General features: G+C 74.0%; 17 protein-coding genes. 10 read left to right on the top strand and 7 right to left on the bottom strand.

Annotated features, from left to right (window positions below; all coding sequences use genetic code 11):
- Together ACIRB7_RS22915 and ACIRB7_RS22920 are read right to left on the bottom strand one after the other, a co-directional pair.
- The gene (locus ACIRB7_RS22915; RefSeq protein WP_403601625.1) at positions 1 to 2,520 is read right to left on the bottom strand and encodes a hypothetical protein; all 2,520 of its coding nucleotides are present in this window, start codon (positions 2,518 to 2,520) and stop codon (positions 1 to 3) included.
- A 223-nt stretch (positions 2,521 to 2,743) separates the two neighbouring features.
- The gene (locus tag ACIRB7_RS22920) at positions 2,744 to 3,529 is read right to left on the bottom strand and encodes an SDR family NAD(P)-dependent oxidoreductase (RefSeq protein ID WP_403601627.1); all 786 of its coding nucleotides are present in this window, start codon (positions 3,527 to 3,529) and stop codon (positions 2,744 to 2,746) included.
- Positions 3,530 to 3,697: 168 nt separating this feature from the next.
- Here ACIRB7_RS22920 and ACIRB7_RS22925 point away from each other — a divergent pair, with 168 nt between their 5' ends.
- Together ACIRB7_RS22925 and ACIRB7_RS22930 are read left to right on the top strand one after the other, a co-directional pair.
- Positions 3,698 to 4,171, top strand: coding sequence for a hypothetical protein (locus ACIRB7_RS22925; protein WP_403601630.1), 474 nt, complete (start codon positions 3,698 to 3,700; stop codon positions 4,169 to 4,171).
- 38 nt (positions 4,172 to 4,209) lie between these two features.
- Entirely contained in the window at positions 4,210 to 4,986 is a 777-nt protein-coding gene (locus tag ACIRB7_RS22930) for an SDR family oxidoreductase (protein ID WP_403601632.1), read from the top strand.
- Between the two features lie 251 nt (positions 4,987 to 5,237).
- Here the strand turns inward: ACIRB7_RS22930 and fusA are convergent, their stop codons facing one another.
- Complete coding sequence (fusA, locus tag ACIRB7_RS22935; RefSeq protein WP_403601635.1) at positions 5,238 to 7,265, bottom strand: elongation factor G; 2,028 nt, start codon at positions 7,263 to 7,265, stop codon at positions 5,238 to 5,240.
- A 376-nt stretch (positions 7,266 to 7,641) separates the two neighbouring features.
- On the opposite strand from fusA, the gene ACIRB7_RS22940 reads away from it, so the two are divergent.
- Together ACIRB7_RS22940 and ACIRB7_RS22945 are read left to right on the top strand one after the other, a co-directional pair.
- A complete protein-coding gene (locus ACIRB7_RS22940) occupies positions 7,642 to 7,980 on the top strand; it encodes a thioredoxin family protein (protein ID WP_403601636.1) in 339 nt (112 codons plus the stop codon).
- 226 nt (positions 7,981 to 8,206) lie between these two features.
- Positions 8,207 to 8,812, top strand: a complete 606-nt coding sequence (locus tag ACIRB7_RS22945) for a hypothetical protein (RefSeq protein ID WP_403601639.1) — start codon at positions 8,207 to 8,209, stop codon at positions 8,810 to 8,812.
- Between the two features lie 28 nt (positions 8,813 to 8,840).
- On the opposite strand, the gene ACIRB7_RS22950 is transcribed toward ACIRB7_RS22945, so the two are convergent.
- The gene (locus ACIRB7_RS22950) at positions 8,841 to 9,266 is read right to left on the bottom strand and encodes a VOC family protein (RefSeq protein WP_403601641.1); all 426 of its coding nucleotides are present in this window, start codon (positions 9,264 to 9,266) and stop codon (positions 8,841 to 8,843) included.
- A 66-nt stretch (positions 9,267 to 9,332) separates the two neighbouring features.
- Between ACIRB7_RS22950 and ACIRB7_RS22955 the strand changes: the two genes are divergently transcribed.
- Positions 9,333 to 9,971, top strand: coding sequence for a nucleoside/nucleotide kinase family protein (locus tag ACIRB7_RS22955; protein WP_403601643.1), 639 nt, complete (start codon positions 9,333 to 9,335; stop codon positions 9,969 to 9,971).
- Here the strand turns inward: ACIRB7_RS22955 and ACIRB7_RS22960 are convergent.
- Positions 9,968 to 10,759 (bottom strand): hypothetical protein, encoded by a 792-nt coding sequence (locus tag ACIRB7_RS22960; RefSeq protein ID WP_403601647.1) that lies wholly within the window; start codon positions 10,757 to 10,759, stop codon positions 9,968 to 9,970. The two genes, ACIRB7_RS22955 and ACIRB7_RS22960, sit on opposite strands and share 4 nt — an antisense overlap.
- Before the next feature lie 96 nt (positions 10,760 to 10,855).
- Here ACIRB7_RS22960 and ACIRB7_RS22965 point away from each other — a divergent pair, with 96 nt between their 5' ends.
- The 4 genes from ACIRB7_RS22965 to ACIRB7_RS22980 all read left to right on the top strand — a co-directional run bounded on the left by ACIRB7_RS22965 (position 10,856) and on the right by ACIRB7_RS22980 (position 14,582).
- Positions 10,856 to 11,380, top strand: coding sequence for a tetratricopeptide repeat protein (locus ACIRB7_RS22965; RefSeq protein ID WP_403601650.1), 525 nt, complete (start codon positions 10,856 to 10,858; stop codon positions 11,378 to 11,380).
- Positions 11,381 to 11,395: 15 nt separating this feature from the next.
- Positions 11,396 to 12,319, top strand: a complete 924-nt coding sequence (locus ACIRB7_RS22970) for a LysR family transcriptional regulator (RefSeq protein ID WP_403601653.1) — start codon at positions 11,396 to 11,398, stop codon at positions 12,317 to 12,319.
- A gap of 50 nt (positions 12,320 to 12,369) precedes the next feature.
- Positions 12,370 to 13,329 carry a hypothetical protein gene (locus ACIRB7_RS22975; protein WP_403601655.1) on the top strand — a complete coding sequence of 320 codons (960 nt, stop codon included), beginning with the start codon at positions 12,370 to 12,372 and terminating at the stop codon, positions 13,327 to 13,329.
- Positions 13,330 to 13,439: 110 nt separating this feature from the next.
- The gene (locus ACIRB7_RS22980) at positions 13,440 to 14,582 is read left to right on the top strand and encodes an aminopeptidase P family protein (RefSeq protein ID WP_403601657.1); all 1,143 of its coding nucleotides are present in this window, start codon (positions 13,440 to 13,442) and stop codon (positions 14,580 to 14,582) included.
- Positions 14,583 to 14,600: 18 nt separating this feature from the next.
- Here ACIRB7_RS22980 and treZ read toward each other — a convergent pair whose 3' ends face one another.
- Both treZ and ACIRB7_RS22990 read right to left on the bottom strand, forming a co-directional pair.
- The gene (treZ, locus tag ACIRB7_RS22985) at positions 14,601 to 16,352 is read right to left on the bottom strand and encodes a malto-oligosyltrehalose trehalohydrolase (protein WP_403601659.1); all 1,752 of its coding nucleotides are present in this window, start codon (positions 16,350 to 16,352) and stop codon (positions 14,601 to 14,603) included.
- A gap of 70 nt (positions 16,353 to 16,422) precedes the next feature.
- Positions 16,423 to 17,421: a GNAT family N-acetyltransferase gene (locus tag ACIRB7_RS22990; RefSeq protein WP_403601662.1), complete on the bottom strand. Its 999-nt coding sequence runs from the start codon at positions 17,419 to 17,421 to the stop codon at positions 16,423 to 16,425.
- Between the two features lie 545 nt (positions 17,422 to 17,966).
- On the opposite strand from ACIRB7_RS22990, the gene ACIRB7_RS22995 reads away from it, so the two are divergent.
- The gene (locus ACIRB7_RS22995) at positions 17,967 to 18,515 is read left to right on the top strand and encodes an FHA domain-containing protein (protein ID WP_403601665.1); all 549 of its coding nucleotides are present in this window, start codon (positions 17,967 to 17,969) and stop codon (positions 18,513 to 18,515) included.
- Positions 18,516 to 18,677 lie beyond the last annotated feature (162 nt).

Below are 18,677 nucleotides of genomic sequence, written 5' to 3' on the forward strand. Positions count from 1 at the left end.
TCAGCGCACCACCAGGGTCGAGAGGGCGGGTTCTTCGAGGCGTACGGAGCCGGCGTGCTCGCCGGCGAGGAACGCGCGCAGGGCGTAGGGCGGCCGGAGCGGCCCGGCGGGCAGCGCGAGGGTCGTGCGCGCCGAGGCGGCCAGCTCGGCCCCGGTCAGCCGCACGAGGACGTCACCGTCCTCCTGATGCCGGGGCCGCGCGGTGGCGGCGTCACCGGCACGGCTGACGAGCACGAAGTCGGGGAGGGAGGGGTGGGGGGCGGGACGGGGCGGGGCGTCGACGGCGGTGACGGGGGCGGGGGAGGGGGAGGAGCCGGGGAGGGCGGCGCCGGTGGGGGCGTGGGGCAGATCCGTGCGGGCGGGGGAGCTGGGGAGGGCGGCGCCGGTGGGGGCGACGGGGAGGCCGGCGCCGGTGGGGGCGTGGGGCAGGCCCGTGCGGGCGGGGGAGCCGGGCAGGTCCGTGCCGGCGGGGGAGCCCGGTAGGCCGGCGCCGCTGCGGGAGCCGGGCAGTCGGGCGCTGCTGGGGTGGCCGGGCAGGTCGGCGCGGTTGGGGGCGCCGGGCAGGCCCGCCTCGGCGGGGTGGTCGTCGACGCCCGCTCCCGTCACCGTCACCTCGATCGCCTCGGGTGTCGCCCTGCGCGTGAGGCCCCGGCGTCGGGTCACGAGGCGGTACGAGACGACGACCTCGCCGGGGAGGTCGAGCACGGCGGGGGCGCGCCGGACGACGACGACCGTCCGGTCCACCACGTCCGTGCCGGGCGAACCGGCGAGCGGCTCGTGGCGGGAGGTCGCGCGCACGGATATCCGGGCCCCGGCCGGCCCGATCGGCAGCCGCAGCCCTTCCCGGAAGAATCCCGACCGGCTGACCCGGACCCGGTCCCGGGCGCCCCGCTGTTCCCACTCGGCCTCCACCGAACCGGCGTCGGCGGGCCAGTCGAAGGTGAGCCGGACGTGCCCGCCGGTCTCGCGCAACGCCTGGAGCCCGGTCACGGGCGCGGGGACGTCGACTCGTACCGCGGGCCCGACGAGGGCCCGTTCCCCGAGGACGGCCACCGCGACGACCAGCCCCGCGAAGGCGGAGGGCGGTTCCACGGGGTGTGACGTGCCGTACGCGGCCCAGGGGAGCGCCCCGGGCAGGGCGTCCGTACGAAGACCGGTGCCCTCGGGCGGCGCCCCTCCGGGGCCGGTCCAGGCCACGAGCCGCACCTCGGCGCCCGCCGCGCCCTGCCCGGCGAACCGGACGCCGCCCCCCGGGTCCGGCTCGGCGGTGAGCGAGGTGAGCGCCTCGGGCCACGCGTGGACGACACCGGAGGCCCGTACAGCCTCGGACTCCACCTCCCGGCCCTCGGGCGAGGGGTGGTGGCAGACGACACGGACGAGGTAGGAGCCCGGCCGGAGCCCCGTGAAGGTGTACGTGTCCACGTCGGCGCCCACGTCATGGCACGCGAGGACGCTCCCGGCGGAGGCGATGTCAGCGTCGGCCTCGGAGGACCCGGCAGCATGCAGGGTGACCGTCACGCGCGCGGTGCGGGGCGGGCGGGTCCAGCGGGCCGTGAGCCGCGCGGGCCCGTCGGTGACGGTGAGGTCCTCGACGCCGGGCGCGATGAGCAGGGGCCCCGAGACCAGCGGAGGCGCGTCGGGAACCCCGTCGCGCAGCGGGAACACCGCGTACCGCACGAGAGTTCCGCGCCGCGGATGGTGATCGACGGCGGTGCCCGGCTGCCCGGAGGCGGCCACGGGGACCACGGCCGACCGGTCCGCTCCCCGGGTGAGGCGGATCGCACGCCAACACCGCCCGTCGGCCCCCGGCCAGGAGAGCAGGACCCGGTCGCCGGAGAGCCGGGCGGCCAGCGGGGCGTCCTCGTGGCGCCGTGGCCGCCCCAGCATGATCAGGCCGCGCGTCGCCGTGTCGTCGTCGGCGGCGAGCCCGAGCGCGTCCAGATAGTGGGTACGTGCCGTCTCCGCGTCCCGGCCGGCGCGAGCGGCGGCGAGCGAACGGTCGCAGCGGCCGAGACGGCGGGCAAGCCGGGCGGCGAGGTGCGCGAGGGCGGGATCCACCCTGACCACGGCCGGGCCGAGGGTGTCGAGGGCCCGCGCGACGGCCCGTAACCGGCGCTGCTGCCAGAGCCCGCCGAGGGACTCGGCCGCCTTGCGCTGCCGGGCGTCGAGAACGGGCACGGTGGGCACGGCCTGTACGAGCACGGCCTCATCGGCCGGATCGAGACCGAGCCCGGAGACGGTGCGCCGTCCGCCGGACTCCTGGAGGAGTGCGATCAGTTGGTGGAGCAGGACGCGTCGCAGGAGGGCCGCGTCACGGGTCTGGACGTCGGCGAGGAGCCTCAGTAGAGGGCCCTGCGAAGGTGGCCGGGCGTCCGCGAGACCGCGCAGACGGGCGGCGCCGATGTGGTGCCGCCGGTTCCCGGCGCAGAGGAACAGCCCGTCCACGAAGGACAGCGTCTCCCCGTTCCCGACCAGAGCCTCACCGAAGTGCCGCAACCCCGCCGCGCGCTGATGGTCCATCAACTCGGCGTACCTGGGTGCGAGTGGTGCGAGGGGTAAGGGACCCAGCGCGCCGGGCAGCCCCAAGCGTTCTCCGAACCCCCGTCGCATCCCCGTCCCTCATGATCGTCCGGCTACCCGCCGGGGGTACATCTCAGCAGAAGTCGTGCCGCTGTGCAGGGGGTTTACCGCTATTACCACCTGTGTCGGGGCCACTGCGCAGCGTGCCGACGATGGCACGGGTTCAGTGGACGGACAAGCCGCCGTCCACGAAGAGGGACTGGCCCGTCACGTACGCGGACGAGGTGCTCGCCAGGAAGACGGCCGCGCCCGCGAAGTCCTCGGCGAGGCCGTTGCGGCCGACCATCGTGCGGGCGGCGAGGGCGGTGACCTTCTCCGGGTCTGAGGCGAGGCGCTGGTTGAGCGGGGTCAGTACGAAGCCGGGGACGAGGGTGTTGCAGGTGACGCCGTACGGGGACCAGGCCTCGGCCTGCGAACGGGCGAGCGACTCCAGGGCGCCCTTCGACACCCCGTACGCCCCGCTCTGCACGAAGGCGCGGTGCGCCTGCTGCGAGGTGATGTGGATGATCCGCCCGAACCCGCGCTCCGCCATACCGGGACCGAAACGCTGACCGAGGAGGAAGGGCGCCTCCAGGTTCACGGTCATGGTCGCGTCCCACACGTCCTCGCCCAGCTCGCCGAGCGGCGGACGGAGGTTGATACCCGCCGAGTTGACCAGGATGTCGGGCTCCCCGAAGACGGCCGCCGACTGCTCGGCCGCCGCCTTGATCCCCGTACGGGTGCTCAGGTCGCCGCTCACCCAGGCGGCCCGGCAGCCGTCTGCCGTCAGCTCGTCGACGGTCGCGACGAGCTCGGCCTCCTTGCGGGCCACGACCACGACACCCGCCCCGGCGCGGGCCAATCCGCCCGCGATCGCCCGGCCGATGCCGGAACTGCCGCCCGTGACGAGGGCGGTGCGCCCTTCGAGGGAGAAGAGGCCGGAGAGGTAGCCGGCGGGGGTGGTGCTCATGGGGTGTCGCTCCTCGCGTCGCGCGTGTACCCGCCTGCCCATGTGCGGTGGAGGGCGGATACACGCATCCTGTCAGACGCGGGTCGGGCGCGGGTCGCCCAGCCGACCTCAGCCTGTGCGTATTGTGTTCGACCGGACGGGCGGACACGAGCGCAGGGGGCGGAAGACATGGCCGAGGGAGTGCTCGGGGCGCGTGCGGGACTGTGGTTCGCGGTGGTACTCGCGCTGCTCCTGAGCGCGCTGTCGGGGTTTGTGGCGCTTCCGGTGGCCCAGCATCTCCGTACCCTCCAGGACGGCGTCCCGGCGCAGGCGACGCTGACGACGAACGCCCCCTGCATGGCGGGCGGATGCAAGGTCTCGTTCGAGGTCGACGGGCGGATCGTGTCGGCGACGCTGCCCGTGGGAAGCGGCGGCATGAACAGCTCGGCCGGCACCCCCATGGACATCCGGTACCGGGCGGACGATCCGCAGGTGGTCGCCCGTGAGGAGGATCTCGGCGGTGGCGGTGCGGCGGTCATGGGGGTGATGTCGGCTGCGAGTGCCGTGCTGTTCGCGGGGATGGCGGTCTGGATGGCGGTCCTCATGCGGCGGCAGCGGCGCACGCAGCCCTCGGCCGAGAGCCCGCAACCAGAGGCCATCTAGGCTGCCTTGTACGTGATCGACAGAATCGACGGACATCCATGAACCTCACCGACCGCCGCGTGGTCATCACCGGCGCGGGCCGCGACTTCGGCCGCGCGCTCGCCCACCACTTCGCCGCCCTCGGTGCCGAACTCTTCCTGGCCGCGCGCAGCCTGGAAGCGGCCGAACGCACCCGCGACGAGATACGCGACCGGGACCGTGATCGTGGCGGCGACCGGGACCGGGACCGCGACCGCGTGCACGCCTTCGCCTGTGACCTCGCCGACCCCGCGTCGATCCGCGCGTTCGCCGCGGCGGTCGGCCGCCGCACCGACCGCGTCGACGTCCTCGTGAACAACGGCGCACGCTGGCTGGCGGGCCCGGACCTCCTCTCGGTCTCCGACGAGGACGTGGCCGACACGCTCGCCTCGGGCAGCACCGGCACCATCCTCGTGACCAAGAACCTCCTGCCGCTGCTGCTCGCCTCCGACCGCCCCGACGTCGTCACGATGGTCTCCGTCTGCGGTGTCCCCGGCGCGTCGCACCCCGTGGCGCACGAGGCCTACTTCGCCGCCAAGCACGGGCAGAGGGGCTTCACCGAGGCGCTCTCACGGCGCCTGCGCCCCCAGGGCGTCCGCGTCATCTCCCTGTTCCCGCCGGACTTCGACAGCGGCCGTGACCCGCTGTCCCCGGAGTGGGACGCCACCCCGCGCGGAGCGCAGGACCCGCTCGCCGCGCAGTCGGTGATCGACTGCATCACCTTCGCGATCCAGCAGCCCCGCGACTGCTACATCAACGCGTTCCACTTCGAGTCCCTGCACCCCTCCGCCTCTTAGGACTTATCGCGGAACGAACCGCTCTCCGCATCGCCGCCGTGGCCCGGGCGGCGCTGGGTGAGCCCTCGTACACCGCCGAGTTCGAGAAGGGCACGGCCTTGCCCCTGGCAGACGCGGTGCGCGCAGCTGCCGCCGGAGACTGATCGCGCGGCCGGAGGCCACCCCCGTCGGAGGTCGGCCTCGCGGCCGGAGGCCACCCCCGGCGGAGACCGGCCCCCCGCCAGAGACCAGCCCCCCGCCCCCCACTCAGGTCACCGCACGCCAGACGCACGCTCCGGCGTCGGCGCGTACCCCGTCGGTCGGGTCGTGAACGTGCCCCGGCCCTGGGTGCGGCCGCGGAGGCGGGACGCGTAGCCGAAGAGTTCGGCCAGGGGGATCGTCGCCGCCACCACCGCCGTACCGGCGCGGGTCGTCTGGTCCGTGACCCGGCCCCGGCGCGCCGCGAGGTCACCGAGGACCGTCCCGACGGACTCCGCCGGAACCGTGACCGTGACCTCGGCCACCGGTTCCAGCAGCGTCATGGCGCTCGCGCGGAGCGCCTCGCGGAGCGCGAAGCGGCCCGCCGTACGGAACGCCATCTCCGAGGAGTCCTTCGGATGCGTGGCGCCGTCCGTGAGCGTGACCCGGACGCCCGTCACCGGGTGCCCGCCGAGGGGACCGTCCACGAGGGCGTCCCGGCAGCCGGCTTCGACCGCGCGGACGTACTCCTGGGGGACACGCCCGCCCGTGACCGTGGAGCGGAACTCGAACTCCGCGCCGATGGCGAGAGGTTCGAGATCGATGACGACGTGCGCGAACTGGCCCGCCCCGCCGTCCTGCTTCACATGCCGGTACAGCAGGCCCGTCACGCCCTTCGCCACCGTCTCCCGGTACGCGACCTGCGGACGGCCGACCGTGACCTCAAGGGCCCGGTCGCGCCGCAGCTTCTCCACCGCGACCTCCAGATGCAGTTCACCGAGCCCCGAGAGGACTGTCTGACCCGTCTCCGGGTCGGAGCGCACGACCAGCGACGGGTCCTCCTCCGACAGGCGGGCGAGGGCCGTCGACAGGCGGCCGGTGTCCGTGCTCCGGCGGGCCTCCACGGCGACCGAGACCACCGGGTCGGCGGTCGTCGGCGGTTCGAGGACGACCGGCGCGCCCGGGGCGCACAGCGTCGTACCGGCGCGGGCGGTCTTCGGCCCGACGACGGCGACGATGTCACCGGCGCGCGCCGCGTCGAGCTCGGTCGCCCGGTCGGCCTGGACCCGCAGGATGCGGGCGATCCGCTCGGTGCGGCCGGTGACGGCGTCGAGCACGGTGTCCCCCTTCGCGATCGTGCCCGCGTAGACGCGGACGTACGTCATACGGCCGGTGGCGGTCGCGCTCACCTTGAACGCGAGCGCGGTGAACGGCGCCTCCGGGTCCGCCGGAACCTCACCACGGACCGGCGGCATGTCCGACGGAGCCGGGAGGTACGCGACGACGGCGTCGAGGAGCGGTTCGATCCCGCGGTTGCGGTACGCCGAGCCGCAGAGGACGACCACGGCCTCCCCGCCGAGGGTGAGATCGCGGAGCGCCGCCCTCAGCGTCCCTTCGGAGAGCGCGGAATCCGCGCAGAACTCCTCAAGGGCGCCCGGATGCAGCTCCGCCACCGTCTCCTCAAGTCGTCGCCTGCGGTGCCGGGCGTCGTCGCGGAGCTCGTCGGGGACCGCCTGATCGGTGTACGTGTCGGCGCCGTCGGCCCACACGTACGCCCGCATCCGGACCAGGTCCACGACGCCGGTGAAGCCGTCCTCGCGCCCGATGGGAAGCTGCACGGGGAGCGGGACGGTGCCCAGGCGGGTACGGATCGACTCGACGGCGCTGTCGAGCTCCGCGCCCGCGCGGTCCAGCTTGTTGACGAACGCGATGCGCGGGACGCCGTGCCGGTCGGCCTGCCGCCACACCGTCTCGCTCTGCGGCTCGACGCCCGCGACGGCGTCGAAGACGGCGACGGCGCCGTCGAGGACGCGCAGCGAACGCTCGACCTCGTCGGAGAAGTCGACGTGCCCCGGGGTGTCGATCAGGTTGATCCGGTGCCCGGCCCAGTCGCAGCTGACGGCCGCGGCGAAGATCGTGATGCCCCGGTCCCGCTCCTGCGGGTCGAAGTCCGTGACGGTCGTGCCGTCGTGGACCTCGCCGCGCTTGTGGGTGGCGCCGGCGAGGTACAGGAACCGCTCGGTGACGGTGGTCTTGCCCGCGTCTACGTGGGCGAGGATGCCGAGGTTGCGGACGGTCGTGATGCTGTCAGGGGTACGCACGGTCTCGTGCCTTTCGCTGCTGCGTGGAGAACAGGGCAGCGCGATTCCCGGACGACGGTCAGGGATGTGACGTCGTCACGGGCGGCGATGGCGGGCGCGCAGCCGCCACCGCTCGGCGGAGGAGGCGAGGATCACGTCGTACCGGGCACGGGAGGAGGACACGGCGACGGCACGGTGGCTGCGCACGGTCTTCTCCCCTCGGTCGGACGGCTCGGCGGCGCACCGACCGGTGCGCGCCGAGACGTGAGTGTAGGGAGCCGGGGGTGCCGTACGACAGCGGTTTTCCCGGAGCGGAGGACCACGTACCTGGCTCGATACAGGATCTCGATACAGGATGATGAGGAGGGAATGACGGAACACGAGGTCAGGAGCTTCCATGGCGAGGCGGGTTCACCAGCCCCGTGAGGACGCGGAGTTCGATTTCATCCTCGGGATGAGCAGAGTCCCGGTCCTCGCGTACTTCGTCGGGACATGGCCCAAGGCGATCGAGCCCTGCCGGGCGATGGACCTCGTCGTGGACGGCATCGCCGACGCGTACGCGGATCGCCTGACGGCGGTCCGCACCGACATCACACGCTGTCCGGCCGCGACCGAGCGCTATGGGATCACCGGAGCCGCGTCCTACGTCCTGCTGAAGGAGGGGGAGGCGGTGGCGCACGGCACGGGGCCCCTGACCGCCGCCGAGGCCCGGGAGCTCTTGGACGGCCACCTCTGAGAGGGCGGTGCGCCTCCTAGACGGCGGGGCGTGCGCCTCCGGGACGGCGGGGCGTGCGCCTCTGAGACGGCACATGTCAGGGCTCCCGGCGTGCCCCGTGTCTCGCACGTTTGTCCGTGAGGTGGGGTGGAAGAGTTGACTCCGACGACCGGTCGGCCGAGTCGCGACCTGGGCGGCCGGGGCGGCCGGACATGCTCGACGCCATGACTCGGACGGGAGCCCTCCGTTGCGCCTCTACGCCCAGACACCCGCCCGTCGGAACCGCCAGGTGCTCGCGGACCTGATCGCCGTGGCCCTGATCGCCGCCGCGGTGTGGGCGGCCCTCGTCGTCCGCGGGACGATCATGCTGCTGGCCGAACCGGGGCGCAAGGTGGAGAGTTCCGGCGACAGCCTCGCCGAGGAGCTCGGCAACGCGGGAGACGCGGCGTCGGACGTGCCTCTCATCGGCGGCGCACTGAAGAAGCCGCTCCAGTCCGCGGCCGACGCCAGCTCCGGCTTCGCCGACGCGGGAGTGTCGCTCCAGGAGACCGTCACCCAGGTCGCCGACGTGATCACGACGGCCCTCATCGTCATCCCGGTGCTCTTCGTCCTGCTGCTGTGGCTCCCGCCGCGCCTGCTCTGGATCCGGCGCAGCAGCACCCTGCGCCGCCTCGCCGAGGCTCCCGGCGGCGCCGACCTGCTCGCTCTGCGCGCCCTCACCGGCCCTCCGGGCGCGCTGGCCGAACTGCCGGCTCCGCCCGACGGATGGGCCGACGCCTGGCGTCAGGGGGATCGGCAGGCCATCGCCGACCTCAGCACGGTCGCCCTCAAACACATCGGACTCCGGCCGTGACTCGGGGCTCCTACGCGCCCGACCTGCCCTACGCGCCCGGATCGGCCGGATCGGCCGGCTGGAGGAGGTCCCACCTGTTGCCGTACAGGTCCTCGAAGACGGCGACCGAGCCGTAGGGCTCGTGGCGCGGCTCCTCCAGGAACTTCACGCCGGCCGCCGTCATCCGGTCGTGGTCGCGGGCGAAGTCCTCGGTGTGGAGGAAGAAGCCGACGCGGCCGCCCGTCTGGTTGCCGACGGAGGCCTCCTCGGCGTCGTTCTTGGCGCGGGCCAGGAGCAGGCCGGCGTTGCCGAGGCCGCCGACCCCGGCCGCGCCGCGCGGACGCACGACGACCCAGCGGGTGCCGTTGCCCCGGTCGGTGTCCTCGACGAGGTCGAACCCGAGGGCGTCGGTGAAGAAGGCGATGGCCTCGTCGTAGTCACGGACGACGAGGGTCACGAGTGCGATGGACGGCATGGGACAAACGTAATACGTATGAATCTACCCGCGTCAACCGGCACGCCCGATGTGAGAATGCCCGACATGGACCCGCAACAATTCGAGCGCCTCGCCACGCGCGCGCGTGCCCTGGCCGAGCCGGTCCAGGGAGCGAGGACCCGCCGCGTCCTCGGCCTCGCAGGTGCGCCGGGCGCCGGGAAGTCCACGCTCGCCGCGCGGCTCGTCGACCGTCTCGACGGGCTCGCCGTCCTCGTCCCCCTGGACGGCTTCCACCTGGCCCAGGCCGAACTGGAACGCCTCGGCAGGGCCGGCAGGAAGGGCGCGCCCGACACCTTCGACGCCGCCGGGTACACCGCGCTCCTCGCCCGGCTGCGCGCCCCCGAGCCCGGCACCACCGTCTACGCGCCCGCCTTCGACCGCTCCTTGGAGGAGCCGGTCGCCGGAGCGATCCCCGTCGACCCGGGGGTCCCGCTCGTCATCACCGAGGGCAACTACCTCCTGCACGACGAGGGGGCCTGGGCCGGGGTCCTGCCCCTCCTCGACGAGGCCTGGTACGTGCACCTCGACGACCGGCACCGCGTCCCCCGGCTCATCGACCGGCACGTCCGCTTCGGCAAGACCCGCGCCCACGCCGAACGCTGGGTCCACACCTCGGACGAGGCAAACGCCCGCCTGGTCGCAAGCGGCCGCGCCCGCGCTCACCTCGACGTGCACATGAGCTAGCGCACCAGGGCCTGTCCGATGGGGGAGGGTGTCGTCGTACGGTCCCCCTCCCGCGCCGCCGCGTACGTCACCGCCGCCGCCGCGAGCGCCCGGATCAGCGGATGCGGCCGGGTGCCGTCGCCCGCGAGTTCCGGCTGGAAGAGGGTCGCCAGGAAGAACGGGTGCGACGGCAGCTCCGCGATGCGGAGCCCGCCCTCCTCGTCCGCGCCCGTGAACCGCAGCCCGTGCGCCCCCAGGGTGTCCAGGTGCCGGGTGTCGAAACCGTAGTTGCAGTGGTACCGCTCGGTGGTCCGCTCCGCGCCGAGGGCCCGCTCGGCGAGGGACCCCGGGGTGACCCGTACGACCCCCTCGTGACCCACGAGCGAGCAGGCGAGCGGCGCGATCAGCAGGTCGCCCCGGTCGGCCGCCGGATCGTTCTCGGCGTGCGCCGCCCCGGTCAGGCCGCAGACGTTCCGCGCGTACTCCAGAAGGGCGTGCTGGAAACCGCCGCAGGTGCCGAGGAACGGGACGCCGTCCTCGCGGGCGGTACGGATCGCGGCGAGCGCCCCCGTCTCGCTCGCGTACGGACTGCCCGGCAGCACCCACACCGCGTCGAAGCCCTTCACCGCGCCCGGCGCCTCCGCGTCCCCGGTGGGGATCCAGTACGCGTCGAGGGCGAGACCGTCCCGCTCCGCGAGCGCTTCCAGGAGGAGGGGGACGCGGACGTGGGAGCGGACGTGCGGCGAGCGGTCGCCGACCAGGGCGATACGAGGGGTGCGCAGGGTCCGGGGGAGTGTGTTCGTGTGCATGGCCACCATGCTGGGCGGCCGCCCCGGTTCACGTCCAACGATGATTCCTGCATCATCCATCGCGAACGCTTATGGGAAGGTGGATAGGCTGGCCGCATGACGAACGATCAGGACTGGGAGCGCCGCGTCTCCGCCCTCTGGGAGAACCTCGACGCGTACGAGCCCGCCGACTTCCGCGCCCGCGTCGCCGAACTCGCCGCCGAGCGGACCGCCGACGACGCCGCCGCCCTCTTCGAACAGGGCGCCGCCCACGACTCCACCGGGCAGCCGGAAGAAGCCGTCCGCCTCTACCGGCGGGCCCTCGACCAGGGCCTCACCGGGCTCCGCCGCCGCCGGGCCGTCATCCAGCTCGCCAGCAGCCTGCGCAACCTCGGCCGCCCCGACCGCAGCGTCGAACTCCTCACCGCGGAACGGGACATCCCCGCCGACCGGCTCGACGCCGACGAGACCGCCCTCGCCGGAGCCGTCGACGCCTTCCTCGCCCTCGCCCTCGCCGACACCGGACGCGACCGCGAGGCCGCGTCCCTCGCCCTCGGCGCCCTCGCCCCCCTCCTGCCCCGCTACAACCGCTCCCTCGCCCACTACGCCCGCACCCTCCTCACCGCCCCCGACGGGTCCTGAGCGAGCGCCGCCCCGATGGACCCGCACCTGCTCCGTACGTACGTCACCGTCGTCCGGCTCGCCTCCTTCTCCGAGGCCGCGCGCGAGCTCGGCTACACCCAGTCCGCCGTCTCCCAGCACATCGCCGCCCTGGAAGCCGACCTCGGCCTGCCCCTGCTCACCCGCCGGCCCGTCGCCCCGACCCCGGCGGGGGAGCGGCTCACCGAACACGCCGGGGCGCTGCTGCTCCGCCTCGACGCGGCCCGCGCCGACCTCGACCGGTTCGCGGCCGCGCCCCGCGCGACCCTGAGCATCGCCGCCTCCCCGCTCGCCCTCCACCCCCGCACCCTCGCCGCGCTCCCCGCCACCGGCGTCACCCTGCGCGGCCTGCCCCGCGAACGCGTGCCCGTCGCCGTCGCCACCGGCGAGGCCGACGCCGGGCTCGTCGACGGGATCGCCGCCCCCAGCGACCCGCTGCGGCTCCCCGACATCGCCCCGCTCGCCGCGACCGGCGTCTCCGAGGAACCGCTCGCCGTCCTCCTGCCCGCGGCGCACCCGCTCGCCGGACGCACAGGGCTGCGTCTCGACGACCTCGCCGACGCCCGCTGGCTCGACGCGCCCGCCGCGGGCATCCCCCTCGACCGGCTCCGAGCGGTCCACGGCGGACCCGCCGGGCGCGGCTTCCGCACCGCCCTGCGTTACGAGGGCACCGACACCCGCACCCTCGCCGCCCTGGCCGCCGCGGGCCACGGCCTCGTGCTGCTGCCCCTGCCGGTCGCGGCCAGCGTCCCCGGCGCCACCGCCGTCCCCCTGACGGCGCCCCGGCTCGTCCACCGCACCGAACTCCTCCTCCTGGCCGGAAATCACGCCGAACCGTCCGGAACTCCCGCCGGGCGGTCCCGGACCCCCGCCGAACCGTCCGGCCCGGTAGCCGAGTTCACCCGACGGCTCAAGACCTGACATCCGCAGTCGCTACCCTGGGGCGCAACGGCGACGGAAGGCGGGCAGGCGTGGGGTGGCTGCGACGAGGACCCAGGCGGGACGGCGACGACGCACCGAGGGACCCCGAGTTCGCGTACTTCTCCCAGCGCGAGGCCGCGCTCTTCCGCGGCCGGGTCCGGGAGACCTTCGCCGAACTCGGCCTCGAGGTCACCGTCTACGCCGACCACGTCATCGACGACAAGGGACGCCGCTTCGGCCTCGGCAACCTCGCCGCCGTCTGCCACCAGGACCGGCGCGGCCCCCGCGTCTGGCCCGGCATGATCGACCGGCACATCGGCCTGGTCGTGCGCGCCATGGACGGCCCCTCCGCCCTCGACACCCTGCCGCCCGAACAGATCCGCTCCCAGCTCTACCCCCGGGTCGTCAGCGGCGACGGCATCGACGCGGGCGCCTTCGGATACGCCAGGACCGTCGCCCCCGGCCTCTACGAGATCCTCGCCCTCGACCTGCCGGAGAGCGTCATGATGCTCACCGACGAGGCGCTCGAACGGCTCGGGGACCACTCCCAGCTCCGCGACCGCGCCCTGCGCAACCTGCGCGGGCTGCCCGTCGAGGAGCACGAGACCGTCCGCGACGCCGACGGCATGTGCTTCGAGATCATCCTCGGCGACTCCTTCTACACGGCGAGCCGCGTCCTCGACCTGGACGGGGTGGCCCAGCGCGTCACCGGCCTGCCCCTCGGTGAGCACGGCGCCCTGGTCGCGATGCCCTTCCGGCACCAGCTCGCCTTCCACCCCATCCGCGACACCTCGATCATCCCGGCCCTCGGCGCGATGGCCTCCTTCGCCGCCTCCGGGTACGAGGACGTGCCCGGCGCCATCAGCCCGTACGTCTTCTGGTGGCGCGGCGGCACACTCACCCAGCTCAGCGAGCACGACGAGGAACGGGGGGACCTGCGGATCGTCGTCGGCGACGACTTCCAGGAGCTCCTGGAACGCCTCATCGCCCAGGGCCCGGACCGCCGCTGAGCGGTCGCGGCGGCCCCTGCCCCCGGGCAGGATGCTGTACGTCGAGGACGCATCCGGAAGACCTCGCGGGACGACAGCCCGCGGCACGACGCCGCCGAGAAGGAGCCCCCATGCCGAGCACCGACGCCGTCGAGGAGGTCGTGCCCTTCACCGCGGCCGACTACCGGGCCCGGATGACCCGCGCCGCCGAGTCCGCCGCCGACGCCGGACTCGCGGGTGTGCTCGTCGCCCCCGGCCCCGACCTCGTCTACCTCACCGGCTACCGGCCCACCGCGATCACCGAGCGGCTCACCGTCCTCGTCCTCGCCGCCGGGCAGGAACCGGTCCTCGTCGTCCCCACCCTGGAGGCGCCCGACGCCGAGAAGGCCGCCGGGGCCGCCGCACTCACCCTGCGCGACTGGACCGACGGCAAGGACCCGTACGCCGTCACCGCGCCCCTCCTCGACGTCGACGGCCGCTTCGGCGTCAGCGACAACGCCTGGGCCATGCACCTCCTCGGCCTCCAGCAGGCCCTGCCCGGCACCTCGTACGTCTCCCTCACCGAGGCCCTGCCGATGCTCCGCGGCGTCAAGGACGCCCACGAACTGGCCAGGATCGCGGCCGCCGGAGCCGCCGCCGACCAGGCGTACGGCGAGATCCTGAAGGTCCGGTTCGCCGGCCGCGAGGAGACCGACGTCGCCGCCGACCTCGCCGCGCTGCTCCTGAACTTCGGGCACTCCCAGGTCGACTTCACCGTCGTCGGCTCGGGACCCAACGGCGCCAACCCGCACCACGAGGCCGGCGACCGGGTCATCGAGCGCGGCGACATGGTCGTCCTCGACTTCGGCGGCCTCAAGAACGGTTACGGCTCCGACACCACCCGTACCGTCCACGTCGGCGAACCCACCGACGAGGAGCGGCGCGTCCACGACCTCGTACGGGAGGCCCAGCAGGCCGGCTTCGAGGCGGTACGGCCCGGGGTGGCCTGCCAGGACGTCGACCGGGCGGCCCGCAAGGTCATCACGGACGCCGGCTACGGCGAGTACTTCATCCACCGCACCGGCCACGGCATCGGCGTCACCACGCACGAACCCCCGTACATGATCGAGGGCGAGGAACTCCCCGTCGTCCCCGGCATGTGCTTCTCCATCGAACCCGGCGTCTACCTCCCGGGCCGTTTCGGCGTCCGCATCGAGGACATCGTCACGGCGACCGAGGACGGCGGGCGGCTCCGCTTCAACAACACCCCGCACGAGATGGCGATCGTCGAGTAGCCGCCCGTACGGTCCCGGTCAGCCGTCGGTGAGGACGACCGCCGACTCGCCCGGGAGCCGCAGCGCCCCGTCCGCCGCCGGGGACTCCACCGGCTCCCAGGCAGCCAGGACCCGGTCGCGGCCGTTGGTGCCGAGCGGGATCACCGCCGGCTCCTTGCCCAGGTTGACGGCCACCCGCAGCACCCCGCGCCGGAAGACCAGCCAGCGGGCCTCCTCGTCGAAGGCCACCTTCACCCCCGCGAGGTCCGGGTCCGTCAGGTCCGGCTGGGTGCGGCGCAGCGCGATGAGCTCACGGTGCCAGGCGAGCAGCCGCTTGTGCGGGTCCCGCTCGCGCTCCGCCCGGTCGAGGACCGAGCGGTCCCGGGTCGCCGGCTCCTGCGGGTCGGGGACCTCGTTCTCGTCCCAGCCGTGCTCCGCGAACTCCCGCCGCCTGCCCCGCCGTACCGCCTCCGCGAGCTCCGGATCGGTGTGGTCGGTGAAGTACTGCCAGGGCGTCCTCGCCCCCCACTCCTCGCCCATGAAGAGCATCGGCACCGAGGGCGCCGTCAGGACGAGGGTCGCCGCGCAGGCAAGCAGACCGGGGGAGAGGGAGGCCGAGAGCCGGTCACCCAGGGCGCGGTTGCCGATCTGGTCGTGGGTCTGGGCATAGCCGAGGAAACGGTGGGCGGGGGTGCGCTCCCGGTCCACCGGACGCCCGTGGTGACGGCCGCGGAAGGCCGAGTACGTGCCGTCGTGGAAGAAGACGTGGGTCAGGGTCTTGGCGAGCGCCGCCATCGGAGCGCGCGCGAAGTCCGCGTAGTAGCCCTGCGCCTCGCCGGTCAGGGCGGTGTGCAGGGAGTGGTGGAAGTCGTCGTTCCACTGGGCGTGGACGCCCGTCCCGCCGAGCGCGCGCGGCGCGGTCGTGCGCGGGTCCGCGAGATCGGACTCGGCGATCAGGAAGTGCGTACGGCTCTGCTCCCGCGCCAGCTCGTCGACGGCCGCCGACAGCTCCTCCAGGAAGGTCAGGGCCCGGGTGTCGGCGAGCGCGTGCACGGCGTCGAGCCGCAGCCCGTCGATCCGGTAGTCCCGCAGCCAGGCGAGCGCGCTGCCCTGGAAGTACGCCCGGACCTCGTCCGAGCCCGGCGCGTCCAGGTTCACCGCCGCGCCCCACGGGGTGTGGTGGGTCTCCGTGAAGTACGGGCCGAAGGACGGGAGATGATTTCCCGAGGGCCCCAGATGGTTGTGCACCACGTCGAGGACCACGCCCATGCCGAGCCCGTGCGCGGTGTCCACGAACCGCTTCAGCGCCTCCGGGCCGCCGTACGGCTCGTGCACCGCCCACGGCGCCACCCCGTCGTACCCCCACCCCCGCACGCCGGGGAACGGGCACAGCGGCATCAGCTCCACATGGGTGATGCCGAGGCCCGCCAGCTCCCCGAGGCGCGCGGCGGCCGCGTCCAGGGTCCCCTCCGGGGTGTAGGTCCCGAGGTGCAGCTCGTACAGGACCGCGCCGCGCAGCCGCAGCCGGGGGGAGTCGTGCCGCCAGGAGTACGTGGAGTGGTCGACGACCGCGCTGAGCCCGTCGGGCCCGTCGGGCAGCCGGCGGGAGCGCGGGTCGGGCAGGACGGGCCCGCCGTCCAGGGCGAAGCCGTACCGGTCGCCCTCCTCGGCGGGCACCACACCCGTCCACCAGCCGTCCCGCTCGGCGTCCCGCTCCAGGGCATGGCCGGAGCCGTTCAGCCGCAGCGTCACCCGGTCACGGGCGTTCGGCGCCCACACCTCGAAGAGCACGGAAATCCCCTCGTCGACGGACCAGCCATGCCATGACCGGCATGACCGGCTACCCCGACCATCCTGGCAGTCAGGCGTCAGCCACGCCCGGCGCGTCCCACACGTAGTTGATCGCGCGCTCGAAGGTGACGTAGCCCGCGCGGGCGAACGACGCCGCCATCGGCACGTTCCCCAGGTCCGTCGCGGCCCGGATCCGGGGGACGTCGGCGGCGGCGAGGATCCGGGTCCCCTCCGTCAGGATGTCGTCGATGTATCCGTGCCCGCGATGGGCGGGAAGCACACCGATGTACGCGATGGTGTGGTGGTAGTTGTTGCGCGCGGGGACGACGAAGCCGACCGGCTCGCCGCTCTCCGGCAGCTGGGCCACCCGCCACCACTCGCGGGGCGAGGAGTAGTGCGCGAACTCCTCGTCGAAGTGCAGCTCGGCGGCCTCCCGCGCCGAGAGACCGGAGGCCAGGTCCGCCTGCCCGTGCGCGTCGAGGGTGCCCTCCATCACCGGTGTCATCAGCGCGACCAGGTCTTCGCGGTCCCGCACCGGGCGGAACTCGAGACGGCCCTTCGGCTCCGGTACGGGGGTGCCGGGCCGCCACTCCAGCCGGAGCCGCTCGACCAGCGGACGGGCCCCCGTGCGCTCCAGGACCGAGAAGAGGGACTCCAGGAGGGAGCGGGTCTCCGGGACCTCGCGCCAGTCCGCCGGCATGAACCGCCCGAACTCGGGCCGCTTGACGCCCGTCGGGATCACCGCGGCCGTCGCGGTCTCCAGGAGCCGAAGACCGACCTCCGCGCGGACCTCGGCGGACAGTTCGGGGGAGAGGTCGAAGAAGTCGAACGCCTGCGGCTCCGCGCCGGCCTTGTGCGTCCCCCAGGTGAGCCGGCCGAGAAGCCGGTCGCCGTCGAGTGCCACCCACATCCAGTCGGGGACCCGGCGGCCGGTGGCGAGGTCGTCGGCCAGCTCGTGGTCGAGCGAGTAGGTCAGGCGGAGGAACAGGTCGAGTTCCTCGGGTCCGGCGAGCGGACGTATGACGAGGTCGTGGGCGTGGTCGTGCGTGGTCGAAGTGGACGCGGTCACGTCGTGGTTCCCCCGGAGGATCGGCTTCTCGAAGACGGCAGACGGTAACAGCGATCTTGAACGACCGTCACGGAGTTTCGGGCCCGGGCGGGGCAGGGCAGGGCCGGGCAGGGCCGGGCACACTGGCCCACCCGCGCCCATCGGCCCAGCCGCGCACACCGGCCCGCCCGCGCCCACCGGCCCACCGCCGTGTGGGCAATCGTCCCGCAGGGCGGGACGGGTGGGCACACGGGACGGCGCCCTCGGCGGCGCCTCCGCCCCTTGTGCCCGGACCCGCACCACCAGGCGCGGCGCACACGGGGTGCGGGTTCAGGCGCGGGGAGCCTAGGCCCGGCAAGGGGCGCCGTCCGTCGTGCCCACCCTCCCCCAGACTCCGTCCGGGGGGACCCCCACGCCCCAGAGGAACAGTTGCCCACAACGAGGTGGGCGGGGCGGGTGCGGGTGGGCACCGCCCCAGCGAAACGAACGCCCACAACGGGGGCGCGCGGGGCCCCATCCGGGGCCCTTCTGGACACTTCGGGTCCGGCGGGCCGACAATCACGGGTGTGACGACCCCTTTCGAGCTTCCGGCGAACTCACCTCGGCTCACCGACGCCGAGCGGGACCGCGCGCTGGTGCTGCTCCGTGAGGGCGCCGCTCAGGGCCGCCTCTCGCACGACACGTTCCTGTTCCGGATGGAGCGCGCGCTCCAGGCCCGGCGGCCGGACGAACTCGACCTCCTCACCGCCGACCTGAAGTCCGAGGGGACCTGGACCCGGCGGGTCTTGGGCGCGGTCGAACGGATGTCCGCGTTCACGGCGAAGCTCGGGCGCGCCTGGCACGCGGAGCGGCTGCCGAAGCTGCTGCTGCCCCTGCCCGGCCCGTACCCGCTGCGGATAGGCCGCGACCCGGTCAACGGACTCCGGCTCAGCCACGAGACCACCTCCCGGATGCACGCCGAACTCTCGCTGCAGAGCGGTATGTGGGTGCTGCGCGACCTCGGCTCGACGAACGGCACGACCGTCAACGGGCGTCGGGTCACGGGCGCGGTGGTGGTGCGGGCGGGGGACGTCGTCGGCTTCGGGCAGATGTCGTTCCGGCTGTCCCACGGCTGAGCCCCTCCCCGGATCCGTTCACCCCTTCACTCCCCCTTCACCCGTTCACCCGTTCGGCGGTACGCGGCGGGCGCTGCGGCCCGCGCGGTGATGGTCTGGTCGGACGCGCGCCACGATCTCCGGCCGCGGCACCCACCGCCGACCGACAGGGGCCCGCGATGA

It is taken from the genome of Streptomyces sp. NPDC093795, from assembly GCF_044764665.1.
Taxonomy (GTDB): Bacteria; Actinomycetota; Actinomycetes; order Streptomycetales; family Streptomycetaceae; genus Streptomyces.

Bases quoted from the DNA above. Each gene is read 5' to 3' on its own strand.
- ACIRB7_RS22915 (WP_403601625.1), bottom strand. From the start codon at position 2,520: ATGGACCATCAGCGCGCGGCGGGGTTGCGGCACTTCGGTGAGGCTCTG.
- ACIRB7_RS22920 (WP_403601627.1), bottom strand. From the start codon at position 3,529: ATGAGCACCACCCCCGCCGGCTACCTCTCCGGCCTCTTCTCCCTCGAA.
- ACIRB7_RS22925 (WP_403601630.1), top strand. From the start codon at position 3,698: ATGGCCGAGGGAGTGCTCGGGGCGCGTGCGGGACTGTGGTTCGCGGTG.
- ACIRB7_RS22930 (WP_403601632.1), top strand. From the start codon at position 4,210: ATGAACCTCACCGACCGCCGCGTGGTCATCACCGGCGCGGGCCGCGAC.
- ACIRB7_RS22940 (WP_403601636.1), top strand. From the start codon at position 7,642: ATGGCGAGGCGGGTTCACCAGCCCCGTGAGGACGCGGAGTTCGATTTC.
- ACIRB7_RS22950 (WP_403601641.1), bottom strand. From the start codon at position 9,266: ATGCCGTCCATCGCACTCGTGACCCTCGTCGTCCGTGACTACGACGAG.
- ACIRB7_RS22955 (WP_403601643.1), top strand. From the start codon at position 9,333: ATGGACCCGCAACAATTCGAGCGCCTCGCCACGCGCGCGCGTGCCCTG.
- ACIRB7_RS22960 (WP_403601647.1), bottom strand. From the start codon at position 10,759: ATGCACACGAACACACTCCCCCGGACCCTGCGCACCCCTCGTATCGCC.
- ACIRB7_RS22965 (WP_403601650.1), top strand. From the start codon at position 10,856: ATGACGAACGATCAGGACTGGGAGCGCCGCGTCTCCGCCCTCTGGGAG.
- ACIRB7_RS22970 (WP_403601653.1), top strand. From the start codon at position 11,396: ATGGACCCGCACCTGCTCCGTACGTACGTCACCGTCGTCCGGCTCGCC.
- ACIRB7_RS22980 (WP_403601657.1), top strand. From the start codon at position 13,440: ATGCCGAGCACCGACGCCGTCGAGGAGGTCGTGCCCTTCACCGCGGCC.